The sequence below is a fragment of the Janibacter sp. GS2 genome, from assembly GCF_051200835.1.
Lineage (GTDB): Bacteria > Actinomycetota > Actinomycetes > Actinomycetales > Dermatophilaceae > Janibacter.
The window spans coordinates 105,517-120,649 of the sequence record NZ_CP195161.1 but is presented as its reverse complement, the minus strand read 5'-3'; the positions used below and the strand labels follow the sequence as shown (position 1 = coordinate 120,649).

Genomic DNA, 15,133 nt, shown 5'->3' with positions numbered 1-15,133 from the left:
GTGCGCCGGGATCAGAAGGCGCTCTCGGGCACGTCCATGAGCGTGGTGTCCATGGCCTCGGCGATGGCCCTCTCGGCGCCCAGACGCGGGAGGACGTTCTTGGCGAAGAAGCTCGCCGCGGCGATCTTGCCGGTGTAGAAGTCCGTGTCCTTCGCGCTCGCTCCGGCCTCGAGCGCCTCGGTCGCGATGGCGGCCTGACGCAGCAGCAGCCAACCGATGACGAGGTCACCGGCGCCGAGGAGCAGGCGGGAGGTGTTCTGCCCGACCGTGTAGATCTGCGTGATGTCCGAGCCCTCCTGCGTGGGGTCGGCGGCCATGAGCGCCCGGAACATCGCGCCGAGGATGCCCTGGACGTCCTCGAGGCCCTTGGCGAGCAGCTCGCGCTCCGCCCGCAGTGCGCCGCCCTGCGCGTCGACGTCCTGGGCGAACTGCTGGATCTGCATGGCGAGGTGACCGAGGGCCTGGCCGTTGTCCCGGACGATCTTGCGGAAGAAGAAGTCCTGGCCCTGGATGGCGGTCGTGCCCTCGTAGAGGGTGTCGATCTTGGCGTCGCGGACGTACTGCTCGATCGGGTACTCCTGCAGGAAGCCGGAGCCCCCGAGGGTCTGCAGCGACTCGGTGCCCAGGAGGGTCCACGCACGCTCGGAGCCGGACCCCTTGACGATCGGCAGCAGCAGGTCGTTGACCCGGTTGGCCATGGCGGCGGGGGAGTCGTCGGCGATCTCCTCCAGGCCGGTGGCACGGTGCTCGATGTCGACGGTGTCCTGCTGGGTGGCGGTGAAGACCACGAGCGCGCGCAAACCCTCTGCGTAGGCCTTCTGCAGCATGAGGCTGCGGCGCACGTCGGGGTGGTGGGTGATCGTCACGCGTGGGGCGTCCTTGGCCGGGGTGGTCAGGTCGGCGCCCTGGACACGCTCCTTGGCGTACTCGAGCGCGTTGAGGTACCCCGTGGACAGGGTCGCGATGGCCTTGGTCCCGACGAGCATGCGCGCGTTCTCGATGACGCGGAACATCTGGGCGATGCCGTCGTGGACCCCGCCGAGGAGGGTGCCGACGGCGGCGTGCTTCTCGCCGAAGGTCACCTCGCACGTCGTGGAGACCTTCAGGCCCATCTTCTTCTCGAGATTGGTCACGTAGGCGCCGTTGCGCTCCCCGAGCTCGCCGGTCTCGAGGTCGACGTCGTACTTGGAGACGATGTAGAGGCTCAGGCCCTTGGTGCCCGGCCCGGCGCCCTCGGGGCGGGCGAGGACGAAGTGGACGATGTTGTCGCTCAGGTCGGACTCGGCCGAGGTGATGAAGCGCTTGACCCCCTCGACGTTCCACGTGCCGTCACCGTTGTCGGTGGCCCTGGTCCGACCGGCGCCCACGTCGGAGCCGGCGTCGGGCTCGGTGAGCACCATGGTGCAGTGCCAGTGGTTCTCGACGATCCAGCGGGCGAGCTTCTTCTGCTCCGGCGTGCCGAGCAGGTGGAGCAGGTTGGCGAAGGAGTAGCTCGCGCCGAACATCCCGATGGCGGGGTTCGCGCCGAGGACGAGCTCGTTCATCGCCCAGCGCAGCGACGGCGGTGCGACGGTGCCGTCCAGCTCCTCCGGGAGGTCGAGTGACCAGAATCCCGAGTCCGTGTACGCGCGGTAGGACTTCTTGAAGGACTCGGGCATCGTCACCGAGGAGGTGGCGGGGTCGAAGACCGGCGGGTTGCGGTCGGCGTCCTCGAAGGACTCGGCCAGCTCGTTCTCGGCCAGTCGCGCGTACTCCTTGAGCATCTCGCGGGCGGTGTCCGCGTCGACGGCCTCGTACGGGCCCTGGCCGAGCACCTCGCCGCGTCCGAAGACCTCGAAGAGGTTGAACTCGAGGTCGCGCACGTTGCTCTTGTAGTGACCCATTGTGGCGTCTCCCTGGTCAGGTCGGTGTGCCGGGAACTCCCGGTGGGACGATAGTAAGCGAGCGCTTACCGCTCTCTTCGCAGCCATCTTCGTCCGCGGACCCGGGCACGGCAAGCGAAGGGGGCGGTGAGTTGACCCACACGGGGTGCGGGCGGGGCTCAGCGGCGGCGGACCGTCTCGTGCCAGGCAAGGGCCGCGTCGAGGTGCTCGCGGATCTGGGTGGGGCGCGGTGGGGTGTGGCCCTCGCCGAAGTCGTCGAGGACCACGGAGACGCGCGGGTTGCCCTCGAAGGTGTCCGGGTCCACCCCGGTCGCTCGGAGGAAGGGGAGCATGTGGGAGGTGATGTGCCCGTGGTCCTGCGAGTTCTGGGCGAGACGGACGAAGGAGTCGGGCTGGCGCTCCCCGGCGGCCCAGCGGTGGGTCTGGTCGACGCGGTCGCGGTGCGCGGCCTCGACGGAGTCCATGTCCGGGTGCCCGGGGAAGAGCCGCTGCCGGAAGGACTTCACCGGGATCCGTTCGTAGCGCGAGACCCGGGTCTGCGGTGAGAAGCTCACCGCGAGCGACCCCGGTGTGCGCGCGGCGAGCGCCAACGCGGCGTAGCCGCCGCCGCTGCTGCCCGCGAAGACCGTGCGGGTGGCCCCGAGGCGGTCGGCGAGGTGGGCGACCTCGGCGGCGATGTGGGCGCCCACGTCGTGCTCCTCCGGGCCGACGTACCACGCCAGCCGGAGGGCCTCGTCCCAGGCGAGGGACGGGTCGGAGACGAAGAGGAGGTTTTCCGGGCGATCGCGCAGCGACCGCAGCCACTCGAAGCGCGGGAGCGTCACGTCCTTGCGGACCAGCGCCCCGTGCAGGAGGACGATCAGGTCCGGGTGCTCTCGCCGCAGGAGCAGGGTCTCCAGGTCCAGTCGCGGGTCCGCGCGCGAGGCCAGGGTCGTGCGCTGGCGCGCGCCCACCTCCGGCAGGGGGGCGTCGGCGAAGGAGATGGCGCCCTCGATGGGGGCCTCGGCGTGCTCGTCCCAGGTGCTGCTGCCCATGGCCCCAAGGTACGGCCGGGCGTGGGGCGACGGACAATCGCCGCGGAGCCGGGCCGGGCCGCCACGCCGCTCGAGCTGTTCTTCGACCTCGTCTTCGTCACGGCCATCGCAGCGGCCGCGACGCAGCTGCACGACGGTGTGGTCGACAGTGACTGGGGCGTCCTCGGGGGCTACCTCATGGCCTTCTTCGCCATCTGGTGGGCGTGGGTGAACTACACGTGGTTCGCCTCGGCCTACGACAACGACGACGTGGTCTTCCGACTGCTCACCTTCGTCATCATGGCGGGCGCCCTGATCCTCGCGGCAGGCATCCCGCAGCTCTTCGACGGGGGCCAGTCGCCGATCGCGGTCACCGGGTACGCGGTGATGCGTCTGGGGTTGGTGGTGCTGTGGCTGCGGGCGGCGCGGCACGATCCCGGGCGGCGCGCGATCGCGCTGAGCTATGCGGTCGGGATCTGCGTGGTGCAGGCCTTCTGGATCGCGCGGCTGCTCATCGAGGACGAGCGCCTGCTCGTGCCGACCTTCGCCATCGGAGTCGTCGCCGAGCTGGCGGTGCCGTTCATCGCCGAGCGCGCGGCGCACACCCCCTTCAACCCGGAGCGCGGCGCGGAGCGGTCGAGCCTGCTGGTGATCATCGTCCTCGGCGAGGTGGTCCTCGCCACGGTCGGCGCGACCCAGAGCGCCATCGCCGGGGACGGCGGTGACCGCGGGGTCTCGCTCGACCTGCTGCTGCTCGTCGTCGGAGCCTTCCTCGTGGTCGTGTCGCTCTGGTGGCTGTACTTCCGGCGGGACCACGCGGACCTCGTCGGGAGCGCGAAGGGGGTGTGGGCCTTCGGCTACCTCCACTACCTGATCTACGCGGCCATCGCCGCAGCCGGCGCGGGCATCACCGCAGGGGTCGAGGTCTCCACGCATCACGCCCACGTGGCCGCCCAGTCGGTCGAGTGGCTCGTCGGGGCCGCGGTGGTCACCTATCTGATGACCTTGTCGGTGCTGCACCTGCTCGGCGGTGACGGCGTGGCTCGCACCCTCGGACCTGCCCTCGTGCTCTCGGCCGCCGTGCTCGCCGTCGCCGCGGTGGGTCCGGGGATCGGACTGAGCGTGCTCCTCATGGGACTTGCCCTCACGGGAGGCGTTGTCGCATACGGCGGGTGGGACCGCAAGCTCGTCGACGGCTGACCGTGCTCAACGGTCCGTGGTCGGTGGGTTACGATGTCGGCTGCACGCTTCACGGCGCGCGCCGGTGTAGCTCAATGGTAGAGCGCCAGCTTCCCAAGCTGGACACGCGGGTTCGATTCCCGTCACCGGCTCCATCCACCTCCGCATGCCGCCGCCTCGTCCACGCAGACTGTCCATACTGTCCCGGTGACAGTTCTCTCGTACGCCGTGATCGGAGCCGGCCCCTCAGGGCTCGCGGCCGCCCGGAACCTCCAACGCTTCGGTGTGCCGTGGGAGGGGTACGAGCTCGCCAGCGACGTGGGTGGCCTCTGGGACATCGACGCACCCCGCTCGACCGTGTACGAGTCCGCGCACCTGATCTCCTCCAGGACCACGACCGAGTTCACCGAGTTCCCCATGGACGCGTCGGTGGCCGACTACCCCTCGCACCGTGAGCTCAAGCGCTACTTCGACGCCTTCGCCCGCCACTTCGACCTGCGGGAGGGCTACACCTTCGGCGCGGAGGTCTCCTCCGCGACTCCGGTCGGGGACGGCACCTGGGAGGTCGTCGCGGGCGGCGTGACCCACCGGCATGCGGGCGTCATCGTCGCCAACGGGACCCTGAGCGAGCCCAACATCCCGTCCTTCGCCGGACGGTTCGACGGCGAGCTCCTCCACTCGAGCGCCTACTCCTCGGCCACCGTGTTCGCCGACAAGCGAGTCCTGGTCGTCGGTGCCGGCAACTCCGGCTGCGACATCGTCGTCGATGCGGTGCACCACGCGAGGTCCGTCGACGTGAGCGTGCGCCGCGGCTACCACTTCGTGCCCAAGTACATCTTCGGTCGACCCGCGGACACCCTCAACCAGGGCAAGCCCCTGCCGGCCCGGATCAAGCAGGCCGTCGACTCGCGACTGCTCAAGATCTTCACCGGCGACCCGGTACGGCTGGGTTTCCCCGAGCCGGATCACCGGCTCTACGAGTCACACCCCGTCGTCAACACCCTGGTGCTCCACCATCTCGGGCACGGCGACCTGCGGGTGATGAGCGACATCGAGGCCTTCGACGGTGCGTTCGTGGAGTTCACCGACGGGCGTCGCGAGCAGTACGACATGGTGCTGCTGGCCACGGGATACGTCTTGAGCTACCCCTTCCTCGACCGCGACCTGCTCGACTGGAGCGGCGCCGCCCCGGACCTGTACCTGAACATCTTCAGTCGTCGTGACCCCAACCTCTTCGTCGTGGGCATGGTCGAGGCCTCGGGGATCGGGTGGCAAGGACGCTACGAGCAGGCCGAGCTGATCGCCCGACTCATCAGTGCGCGCACCGCGGCCCCGGACCGGGCCCGGGCTCTCGCCGAGAGCATCGCCGGGCCCAGCCCGGATCTCTCCGGGGGATACGACTATCTCGGTCTCGACCGCATGGCCTACTACGTCAACAAGGACGCCTACCGCAATGCTGTGCGTGCCGCGGTCTCCGCGCTGGAGGGACGCTGATGTTCGGGCTCCTGCCGATGGAGGGCGACGTCGACTCGATCACCATCGCCTTCGACGCGGGCTCGCTGACCGTTCTCAAGGTCGTCATCGGCTCCATCCTCTTCGGGATAGCCCTCGACACCCGGGTGCAGGACTTCACCGCCGCCCTCAAGCGGCCCGGGGTGATCGCCATCGGTGTGGCGGCCCAGTTCGTGTTCCTGCCCGCACTGACGTTCCTGCTGACGCTGGCCCTGGACGTCCGCGGCTCGGTCGCGCTCGGCATGATCCTGGTTGCCTGCTGCCCACCCGGGAACGTCTCCAACATCCTCACGCACCGCGCCGGCGGTGACGTCGCACTCTCGGTCTCGATGACCGCCGTCGGCAACGTGCTCGCGATCTTCCTGATGCCGCTCAACGTGGCGTTCTGGGGTGGGTTGCATCCCACCGGCAAGAGGGTGCTCGAGTCGATCGAACTCTCCGCGCTCGACATGCTCCTCGAGATCGCCTTCGTGATCGGCATCCCCTTCGTCCTGGGGATCACCCTCGCCAAGGTCTGGCCGCGCGCGGCCAAGGTCGCCCACACGATCATCGGGCCGGTCTCCTTCCTCGCCCTCGCCGCGGTCATCCTCATCGGCGTGCGGAACAACTGGGACATCTTCACCACCTTCATCGGCGTCGTCCTCGTTGCGGTCTTCCTCCACGACGCCCTCGCGATGGCGCTCGGGTACGTCATCGCCAGGGTGGCCCGACTCCCCGGTCCCAGCACCAAGGCCATGACCTTCGAGGTCGGCATCCGCAACGCCGGTCTCGGGTTGCTCCTGGTCTTCACGTACTTCGATGGTCTCGGTGGGATGGCCCTCGTGGCCGCGTGGTGGGGCATCTGGGACATCATCGCCGGGTTGGCGGTGGCTGCGGCCTGGAAGGCGCGCAGCGCGTCGGCCGACCCTGCGCCGGGGGCGATCGCGTGAAGATCCTCATCACCGGAGGAAGTGGCTTCCTCGGAACGTCGGTCGGCGCCGGCCTGGTGTCCGCCGGCCACTCGGTCATCAGCGCTGACCTGCGCCCCGCCGTGACACCCGGCGTCACCTCGACGCCGCTCGACGTGACCGACGCGGTCGGTGTGCGCTCCCTCCTGCTGGAGCACCGCCCCGAGGCGGTGGTCCACCTGGCCGCCATCGTCACCCCCGGCAAGGGGTCGCAGCGGGAGGTCGAGCGACGCGTGGACGTCGACGGCACCCGCAACGTCGTGGCCGGGTGCGTCGCCGCGGGTGTGCGTCGCCTCGTCGTCTCGTCCTCGGGTGCCGCCTACGGGTACCACCCCGACAACCCGGACTGGATCACCGAGGACCACCCGGTCCGCGGCAGCGTCGAGTTCGCGTACTCCGATCACAAGGCGCAGGTCGAGCACCTGCTGGCCGCCGCGCGCCGGGAGCACCCCCAGCTGGAGCAGGTGGTGTTGCGCATCGGGACGATCCTCGGCGAGCGGGTCGACAACCAGATCACGGCCCTGTTCCTCAGGAAGCGGCTGCTCGGGATCCGCGGCGCCAGATCGCCCTTCGTCTTCATCTGGGACGCCGACGTCGCCGCGATCGTGCAGCGGGCCGTGGTCGGGGACGTCATCGGGACGTTCAACGTCGCCGGCGACGGGGCGCTGCCGATCACCCAGATCGCCGAGCGCCTCGGCAAGCAGGTCCTGTGGCTTCCCGGCGGGGTGCTCCGGGCAGCGCTCGCGGTGGGTTCGACCGTGGGCGTCAGCCGCTACGGGCCGGAGCAGACCCGATTCCTGAAGTACCGGCCCGTGCTCGACAACACCCGGCTGCGCGAGGTCTTCGGTTACACACCGACCCACACCAGCGCCGAGGCCTTCGAGGCGTGGCTGGCGAGCCACCCCGAGGCGCTCGGCCGGAGGACCCGAGAAGGGTGAGGGGCGTCCCCTCAGTCCCAGGGGATGTCGATCGGACGGCCGTCGCCACCGCCGCAGTTGAGGACGGCCGACGCATCGCCGAAGACATGGGTCAGGGTGACGCGTTCACCGACGGCGCAGGTGTCCCGCAGCTCCGCCGGCCGGCCCGCCAGGCAGGACTTGCGACGGATGGCGAGCAGGGGACTGCCCTCGGGGACGTCGAGTCGCGCGGCCACCGTGGCGCTCGCCGGGACGGACCGGGTGTACTCCACGCCGGCGTCGAACTCCACCCCGCACCGCGATCGCAGCACCTCGTAGACGGAGGTCTGGGTCAGGTCGGCCTCGAGCAGTGGCTCGGCCGCGCTGGCGATGATCCACAACCGGTCCAGGGCGAAGGGGGAGTCGTCGGCATAGCGGATCCGGGTCACCTGCACGTAGGGGGTCTCCGGTCCCAGGCCGAGGGCCCGGGAGACCTCGGGAGAGGTCACGAGCCCTTGCGAGAGGACCTCCGAGCGCTCGTCGCTGCCGTGTGCGGTGATCGCCTCGCGCAGGCTGTACATCGGACCCAGACCGGTCGTGCGGCCGGCGCTGATGACATAGGACTGGCGTCCGCGGGCGCCGCCGACGATGCCTTGCTCGCGCAGCGGCCCGAGGGCCTGGCGGATGGTGCCGCGGCTGGCCGCGTACTCCTGCGTCAGCGCCAGCTCGCCGGGGAACCCGTCGACGAACTGGCCCTCCTGCAGCCTGCGCAGCAGGTCATCGCTGATCTGTCGCCACCGTGGAAGTGCCCGCACACCCACCCCTTCGGAATGTCTATACATTGACGTAGGGTCGTCACCATGAGCGACTCCACCCGACGCATCCTCACCATAGTCGCGGCTGTGGCCATCGTTGCTCTCCTGGCGGGAGGGGTGATGTTCTCCGACCGTGGCGGCGGGAGCACGGCCTCCGACGAGGGGGCGGCGAGCGCGCCGGAGCGACCCGAAGGCGGCCGAGAAGGAGTCCGGGCTGGCCCGTCGGGATGCCGACGACGTCACGGCCCTCGGCGACGAGGACGCCCCTCTGGTGCTCATCGAGTACTCCGACTACCGGTGTCCCTTCTGCGGCGCCTTTGCCCGCGACACGATGCCGGAGCTGACCAAGGAGTACATCGACACCGGCAAGGTCCGGTTCGAGTGGCGTGACTTCCCCGTCTTCGGCGAGGAGTCGATGGACGGGGCGATGGCTGCCAGGGCGGCCGGGGAGCAGGGCCGGTACTGGGAGTACCACGAGGCGATGTACGAGGACGCCCCCGAGCGCGGCCACCTGGAGATCACCCGCGCCGCGATCATGGACTGGGCCACGGAGGTCGACGTCCCGGACCTGAAGCAGTTCGAGAAGGACCTCGACGACCCCGACCTCAGGGCGAAGGTCGAGGCCGACGCGAGCGAGGCCAGCTCGGTCGGCGCGACCGGCACCCCCACCTTCGTCCTGGGGACCGAGCTCCTCGTCGGTGCGCAGCCGGTCGATGCCTTCCGGCAGGCCATCGACGCCCAGCTCGAGGCCCTGGGGGAGGAGTAGTGGACATCGGCTACACCGGGGCCCTCCTGGGCGGCGTCCTCACGCTGCTCAGCCCGTGCTCGGTGATGCTGCTGCCCGCGTTCTTCGCCTACGCCTTCACGTCCCCGACGGCGCTCATCGGGCGCACGGCCGTCTTCTACGCGGGGCTGAGCGCCACCCTGATCCCGTTGGGGGTCTTCGCCGGCTCCCTGGGATCGCTCGTGACGACCAACCGGTCGGCGCTGGTCGCGGTGGCCGCGGGCGTGGTCATCCTCTTGGGGATCTGGCAGCTCTCGGGGCTCCCGGTCCCGGGACTGACCCGCACCCGGGGGGCCGGCGGGGACCGGACCTCGGTCGTCTCCGTCTTCGCCCTCGGGGCCGTCTACGCCGTGGCCGGAGTGTGTGCCGGGCCGATCCTCGGGTCGGTGCTCATGGTGGCGGCCCTCGGCGGCAACCCGGTCTACGGCGGCTCCATGCTCGCGCTCTACGCGCTGGGCATGACCATTCCCCTCTTCGCCCTCGCTGCCCTCTGGAAGCGCATCGGCACCCGCGGACGTGCCCTGGTGGCCCCCAGGGAAGTCAGCCTCGGGCCCTGGCGCAACACCTGGACGATGGTCGTCTCCGGGCTGTTCTCGGTCGCCATCGGTGTCCTGCTGCTGGTGACCGACGGCACCGCCTCGCTCGGCGGCATGTTCACCATCGGCACCCAGCAGGCGGCCGAGTCCACCCTCGCGACGTGGAGCGAGGGGATCTCCGATGTCTGGTTCGTCCTCGCCGTCGGACTCGTCCTCGTCGTGCTCCTCGGCTGGCGACGCAGGGCGGTTCGGCACCGGGCGCGGCAGCAGCCCGAGGTGGTCGAGGGTGCGGACCTCGTCAGCCGAGAGCGCTGACGTGGACACGCTCACCCGCACGGCGACACCACGGCCCTCGGCCATCAGTGAGCTCCGCGCGTGGCCCGGGCGCCGATGGTGGACCGCTGGTGGTGTCGCCGTGCTCACCGTGCTGGTCACCGCCATGCCCACGGCGATGATCCCCACCCCCGTCTTCAGTCGTGACGTGCCCACCACACTGTGGGCGTGGCCGGTCCTCGTGCTCACTTCGGCCCTGGCCGGCATGGTGGCCGCCACCTACGTCGCCCGACGTGACCCGAGCGAAGGGCGTGACCCGGGGTCGCGCTTCGGCGGCCTCGGGGCCGTGACCACGTTCTTCGCCGTCGGGTGCCCCGTGTGCAACAAGCTCGTCCTGATCGCCCTGGGGTACTCAGGGGCCCTGCAGTACTTCGCCCCCGTCCAGCCCTTCCTGGCAGCCACGGCCATCGCCCTGCTCGGGTGGGCCCTGACCACGCGTATCCGCCGAGAAGGTGCCTGCCCCCTGCCATCGTGAGAGGTGGGTATCCCACTCCCTCGGGCCAGGGAGTAACGATGGGTACATTCCCCCATGTCGTCATCTGGGCTCTCTGGGCCAGAGTGACGGCATGAACCACTCCTCAGCCCGCGCCGTCGTGGACGCACTGATCAGCGAGCACCTGCTGGACCCCGCCGCGCGTGAGCGCTCCCTCCGGGTGGTCGTGGCTGCCCTCGCTGCGCCCCAGGTGCAGGCGCCCGCCTCGACGCCCGGCGCAACCCCGGCACGCCGAGGTCTGCCTCGGCTCGTCGAGGTGGTCGCCTATGTCGGCGGCGCGCTGGTGCTCGCCGCCGGAGCGCTGTTCCTGGCCCAGGAGTGGCCCGGACTCGGCTATCCGACACGGGTGACCATGCTCGCCGTGGTCATGGTCGTGCTCGGCTGTGCCGGGGCGGTGAGCGCGAGGATGCCGGCCGAGTCCCCCCTTCGCCATCCGGTCAACGACTCCCGGCGTCGCCTCTCGGGCACCCTGCTGACCGGAGCGGCCCTCACCGCTGCCTTCCTGGCCGGCCTGGTCGTCGACCACCACGTGGACGCGAACCTGCAGGAGATCTCCTGGCCCGTCGTCGCCGGTGGTGTGCTCGGGCTGGTGGTCTGCGCCGTCGGCCACCGGCTGGCGCCCACCGCACTCGGGGTGCTGGGGATGCTCGCCTTCCTGGTGACGGCGGTGATGAGCCTCGTCAGCGTGGTCGATGACTTCTGGATGGTGGGTGCCGCGCTGTTCCTCACCGGGGCGCTGTGGCTCGCGCTCGCCGAGGCCGGTGCCTTCCGCGAGCTCGCTGTCGCCCGCGCCGCAGGGGTCGCGACCGCGCTCGTCGGTGCGCAGCTCGCGGTCATCGAGGGCACCGACTCCTGGATCGGCTACGTCCTCACCCTGGTCGTGGTCCTCGTGGGCATCGTCGCCTACCTGCGGACCACCGCCTGGCCCTACCTGGCCGGAGCGGTCGGCGGCGTCACCCTGCTCGTGCCCGAGGTGGTCTCGGACTGGACCGAGGGCTCCCTGGGTGCCATCGGCGCCGTGCTCGTCACCGGAGTCACCCTGCTGATCGCCTCGTTCGCCGGGTACCGGCTGCGCGCCGAGGCCACCGAGGAGCGTGTCGATGGCCCGGGTCCCGCGGAGGACGTGCTCCGCGGGGAGTGATCTGATGAGTGGATGATCTCCGAGGCGACGGGTGGTGACACCTCCTACGGACGCCTCCTCGTCGCTCTCGTCTGCGCGGCCGTCGCCACCTTCGCCCAGCTCTACTCGCCGCAGGGGGTCCTGCCGCAGATCGCCACCGACCTGGGAGTCAGTGCCGACCGTGCGGCCCTGACGGTCTCGGCGGCCACCCTCGGCCTGGCGGTCGCGGTGGTGCCGTGGTCCTTCGTCGGCGACCGGTACGGGCGGCGACCGGCGATGATCGTCGCCGTCTCCGGTGCCACCGTCCTCGGCCTCGGGTCTGCGTGGATGCCCTCCTTCGAGCTCGTGCTCCTCGTCCGGCTGTTCGAGGGGGTCTTCATCGGGGGTGTGCCGGCCCTGGCGATGGCCTACCTCAACGAGGAGATCCGGGCGCGGGCCGCAGCGGTTGCGGCGGGATGGTTCGTCGGTGGGACGACGATCGGTGGACTCCTCGGTCGGGTGATCGCCACACCCGTCGCGGACGCGACGTCCTGGCGGGTCGGGATGACCACCGTCTCGCTCGTCGCGGCGGCTGCCGCAGTGGCCTTCGTGGTGCTGGCACCCCCCGAGCGCCGCTTCGTCCGGGTGCACGGGGAGGGTCCACTCGACCGGGCGCGACGCGTGCTGACCAATCTGCGCGATGCTCCGCTCGCCGGCCTGTACCTCGTGGCCTTCCTCCTCATGGGAGGTTTCGTCGCCGTCTACAACTACCTGGCCTTCCGGCTCGTCGACGAGCCCTACCTGCTGCCGGCGTGGGCCGTGGGGCTGACCTTCCTCGCCTACCTGGCCGGCACGATCTCGGCCCCTCGCGCCGGGGTGCTTGCGGCCCGGCACGGGCGGTACCCGGTCCTCGTGACCATGGTCGTGGTGATGCTGGCCGGCCTCCTGACCACCCTGGCCCGCCCGCTGTGGCTCGTGCTGCTCGGACTGGTCGTCATGACCGCCGGATTCTTCGGCGCGCACTCGGTGGCCTCGGGGTGGGCAGGGGCGAGGGCGGTCACCGCGCGCTCCCAGTCCACCGGGCTGTACAACCTCGCCTACTACGGCGGGTCCAGCGTGCTGGGGTGGGCCGGTGGTCTGGCGTGGCACTGGACCGGGTGGGCCGGGGTGGTGGCCTTCGTCGGGGTCGCCACGTCCTTGGCCGTCCTCGTCCTCTGGGTGCTGGTGCGGCCGGCAACCATTAGCGTGGACGTCTGACCCGCGATGAAGGGGGACCACATGAGTCAACCGCCACCCGTGCCGGAGCGGCGCACGGACGACCACGCACCGGAGTCCGACCCGGGCGTCGAGGTCGACGAGAAGTCACCCGGAGAGCGTGACCCGGGCATCGGACAGCGGGCGAACCGCGTGCGCTGGGTGGGTCTGGCCGCAGGTCTGGTCGGGGCCGTGCTCGTGTTCGTGCTCATGCCGGGCGATGTCCCCTATGCCGCGCGGGTCACTGCGGGCACCGCCGTGCTCATGGGCATCTGGTGGATGACGGAGGCGCTCCCGATCCCCGCGACCGCGCTGGTGCCCCTGATCGTCTTCCCCGTCCTCGCCGATGCGGACATCGCCGAGGTCGGCGGGTCCTACGGCAGCGACATCATCTTCCTCTTCATGGGCGGGTTCATGCTCGCGCTGGCGATGCAGCGCTGGAACCTGCACCGGCGGATCGCCCTGGTGACCGTCCGGGCGATGGGCACCAACCCGTCGATGGTCATCGCCGGGTTCATGATCGCCACCGGCTTCCTCTCGATGTGGGTGTCCAACACCGCCACCGCCGTGATGATGCTGCCGATCGGGGTCTCGGTGCTCATGCTCGTGACCAAGCTCGAGGCGCGCACGGAGCCGGCCGCAGACGATGGATCCGCCGCGGAGCCGCCCGGGGTCGAGGCCGCGGTGACGCAGACCAACTTCGGCACCGCCCTCATGCTCGGCATCGCCTATGCCGCGTCGATCGGGTCCCTCGGCACGATCATCGGCACCCCGCCCAACACCCTTCTCGTGGGCTATCTCTCCGACAGCCACGACATCACCATCGGTTTCGGTCAGTGGATGATCGTCGGGGTCCCCCTCGCGGTCGTCTTCCTCGTCATCTGCTGGTTCCTGCTGACCAAGGTGATCTTCCGGCCCGAGCTGGACGAGATCCCCGGGGGGCGCCAGCTGATGAACCAGGAGATCGCGAAGCTCGGGAGCATGTCCCAGGGGGAGGTGCGGGTCCTGGGCATCTTCGTGCTCGCCGCGGTGTCGTGGGTGGCCATCCCGCTGATCTACGACGAGGTCCCGATCAGCGACGCCGGCATCGCCATGACCGTCGCCGTCCTCCTCTTCCTCCTGCCGGCCGGATCGGCCCGAGGAGTTCGCCTCCTGGACTGGGACAGCGCGGTCCGGCTGCCGTGGGGCGTCCTGCTGCTCTTCGGCGGTGGGCTGGCGCTCTCCGGGCAGTTCAGCTCGTCCGGGCTGACGAAGTGGATCGGCGAGCAGGCCGAGGGGCTCGGGGGCCTCCCGGTCGTGGTGCTCGTCGCTGCCTTCGCCACGGGGGTCATCTTCCTCACCGAGCTGACGAGCAACACCGCGACTGCGGCGACCTTCCTCCCCGTCGCCGGAGGAGTCTCCATGGGTATCGGGGTCGATCCGATGCTGCTGACGATCCCGGTGGCACTCGCGGCCACGAGCGCCTTCATGCTGCCGGTCGCGACCCCGCCGAATGCGATCGCCTTCGGTTCGGGGTACGTGACCATCCCGCAGATGGTCAAGGGAGGGATCTGGCTCAACCTCATCGGCATCGTGCTGGTGACCCTGACGGTCATGACCTTGGCGGTCTGGGTCTTCTCGATCACCTACTGACCGTGCAGCCCAGGGCGATGGCAGGCCCGTCGGTGACGTGGGCGCGGACTGTGCGGTGACGTGCCCGAGGAGGCCGGTAGGAAGTGGGCCTCCGAGCCGGGTCTCTGACGCCTAGGGTGAACGCATGCTGCTCTCCGACAGGGACATCCGGGCCGAGATCGATGGCGGGCGGGTCGTGCTGGATCCGTGGGACCCGGCGATGGTCCAGCCGAGCAGTGTCGACGTGCGGATGGACAAGTACTTCCGCCTCTTCGACAACCACAAGTACCCGGTCATCGATCCTGCGGCCGACCAGCCCGATCTCACCCGGCTCATCGAGGTCGACTCCGGAGAGGGCTTCGTCCTCCACCCGGGCGAGTTCGTCCTCGGCTCCACCCTGGAGACGATCACCCTGCCGGATGATCTGGCCGCCCGGGTCGAGGGCAAGTCCTCCCTCGGCCGCCTCGGTCTGCTCACCCACGCGACCGCCGGTTTCGTCGACCCGGGCTTCTCCGGTCACGTCACTCTCGAGCTGAGCAATGTGGCGACCCTGCCGATCCGCTTGTGGCCGGGGATGAAGATCGGCCAGCTGTGCTTCTTCCGGCTCTCCTCACCCGCCGAGCACCCCTACGGCTCAGCGGCCTACGGCTCGCACTACCAGGGCCAGCGCGGCCCGACCGCGAGTCGGTCCTTCGCGAACTTCCACCGCACCGACGTCTGAGTCGGTGCCCCGGGCCGGCAGAGATGGCGAAGGACGCGCGCCGCGGATTGTCGTGAC

General features: G+C 70.3%; 14 protein-coding genes and 1 tRNA gene. 12 read left to right on the top strand and 3 right to left on the bottom strand.

Annotated elements, in window-relative coordinates; genetic code table 11:
• Window positions 1-11: 11 nt before the first annotated feature.
• Both ACR9E9_RS00585 and ACR9E9_RS00580 read right to left on the bottom strand, forming a co-directional pair.
• Window positions 12-1,883 carry an acyl-CoA dehydrogenase gene (locus tag ACR9E9_RS00585; RefSeq protein WP_435200620.1) on the bottom strand — a complete coding sequence of 624 codons (1,872 nt, stop codon included), beginning with the start codon at window positions 1,881-1,883 and terminating at the stop codon, window positions 12-14.
• Between the two features lie 158 nt (window positions 1,884-2,041).
• Window positions 2,042-2,917, bottom strand: a complete 876-nt coding sequence (locus ACR9E9_RS00580; RefSeq protein WP_435200618.1) for a hypothetical protein — start codon at window positions 2,915-2,917, stop codon at window positions 2,042-2,044.
• Window positions 2,918-2,938: 21 nt separating this feature from the next.
• On the opposite strand from ACR9E9_RS00580, the gene ACR9E9_RS00575 reads away from it, so the two are divergent.
• The 5 genes from ACR9E9_RS00575 (at window position 2,939) to ACR9E9_RS00555 (ending at window position 7,472) form a co-directional block, all read left to right on the top strand.
• Window positions 2,939-4,096: a low temperature requirement protein A gene (locus ACR9E9_RS00575; protein WP_435200616.1), complete on the top strand. Its 1,158-nt coding sequence runs from the start codon at window positions 2,939-2,941 to the stop codon at window positions 4,094-4,096.
• 60 nt (window positions 4,097-4,156) lie between these two features.
• Window positions 4,157-4,230 (top strand) — tRNA-Gly (locus ACR9E9_RS00570).
• 52 nt (window positions 4,231-4,282) lie between these two features.
• A complete protein-coding gene (locus tag ACR9E9_RS00565) occupies window positions 4,283-5,569 on the top strand; it encodes a flavin-containing monooxygenase (protein WP_435200614.1) in 1,287 nt (428 codons plus the stop codon).
• Complete coding sequence (locus ACR9E9_RS00560) at window positions 5,569-6,516, top strand: bile acid:sodium symporter family protein (RefSeq protein ID WP_435200612.1); 948 nt, start codon at window positions 5,569-5,571, stop codon at window positions 6,514-6,516. The genes ACR9E9_RS00565 and ACR9E9_RS00560 overlap by 1 nt, the downstream gene beginning before the upstream one ends.
• The gene (locus tag ACR9E9_RS00555) at window positions 6,513-7,472 is read left to right on the top strand and encodes an SDR family oxidoreductase (protein ID WP_435200610.1); all 960 of its coding nucleotides are present in this window, start codon (window positions 6,513-6,515) and stop codon (window positions 7,470-7,472) included. Before ACR9E9_RS00560 ends, ACR9E9_RS00555 begins: the two co-directional genes overlap by 4 nt.
• A gap of 11 nt (window positions 7,473-7,483) precedes the next feature.
• On the opposite strand, the gene ACR9E9_RS00550 is transcribed toward ACR9E9_RS00555, so the two are convergent.
• On the bottom strand, window positions 7,484-8,245 hold the full coding sequence (locus ACR9E9_RS00550; RefSeq protein WP_435200608.1) for a GntR family transcriptional regulator: 762 nt from the start codon (window positions 8,243-8,245) through the stop codon (window positions 7,484-7,486).
• Between the two features lie 133 nt (window positions 8,246-8,378).
• On the opposite strand from ACR9E9_RS00550, the gene ACR9E9_RS00545 reads away from it, so the two are divergent.
• The 7 genes from ACR9E9_RS00545 (at window position 8,379) to dcd (ending at window position 15,076) form a co-directional block, all read left to right on the top strand.
• On the top strand, window positions 8,379-9,011 hold the full coding sequence (locus ACR9E9_RS00545) for a DsbA family protein (RefSeq protein ID WP_435200606.1): 633 nt from the start codon (window positions 8,379-8,381) through the stop codon (window positions 9,009-9,011).
• On the top strand, window positions 9,011-9,880 hold the full coding sequence (locus ACR9E9_RS00540) for a cytochrome c biogenesis CcdA family protein (RefSeq protein WP_435200604.1): 870 nt from the start codon (window positions 9,011-9,013) through the stop codon (window positions 9,878-9,880). Before ACR9E9_RS00545 ends, ACR9E9_RS00540 begins: the two co-directional genes overlap by 1 nt.
• Window position 9,881: 1 nt before the next feature.
• Window positions 9,882-10,373 (top strand): hypothetical protein, encoded by a 492-nt coding sequence (locus ACR9E9_RS00535; protein ID WP_435200602.1) that lies wholly within the window; start codon window positions 9,882-9,884, stop codon window positions 10,371-10,373.
• Window positions 10,374-10,464: 91 nt separating this feature from the next.
• Window positions 10,465-11,532: a hypothetical protein gene (locus ACR9E9_RS00530; RefSeq protein ID WP_435200600.1), complete on the top strand. Its 1,068-nt coding sequence runs from the start codon at window positions 10,465-10,467 to the stop codon at window positions 11,530-11,532.
• A gap of 12 nt (window positions 11,533-11,544) precedes the next feature.
• Window positions 11,545-12,747, top strand: coding sequence for an MFS transporter (locus ACR9E9_RS00525; RefSeq protein ID WP_435200598.1), 1,203 nt, complete (start codon window positions 11,545-11,547; stop codon window positions 12,745-12,747).
• Window positions 12,748-12,768: 21 nt separating this feature from the next.
• A complete protein-coding gene (locus tag ACR9E9_RS00520; RefSeq protein WP_435200596.1) occupies window positions 12,769-14,376 on the top strand; it encodes an SLC13 family permease in 1,608 nt (535 codons plus the stop codon).
• Window positions 14,377-14,500: 124 nt separating this feature from the next.
• Window positions 14,501-15,076 (top strand): dCTP deaminase, encoded by a 576-nt coding sequence (gene dcd / locus ACR9E9_RS00515; protein WP_435200594.1) that lies wholly within the window; start codon window positions 14,501-14,503, stop codon window positions 15,074-15,076.
• The last annotated feature ends 57 nt before the right edge of the window (window positions 15,077-15,133 follow it).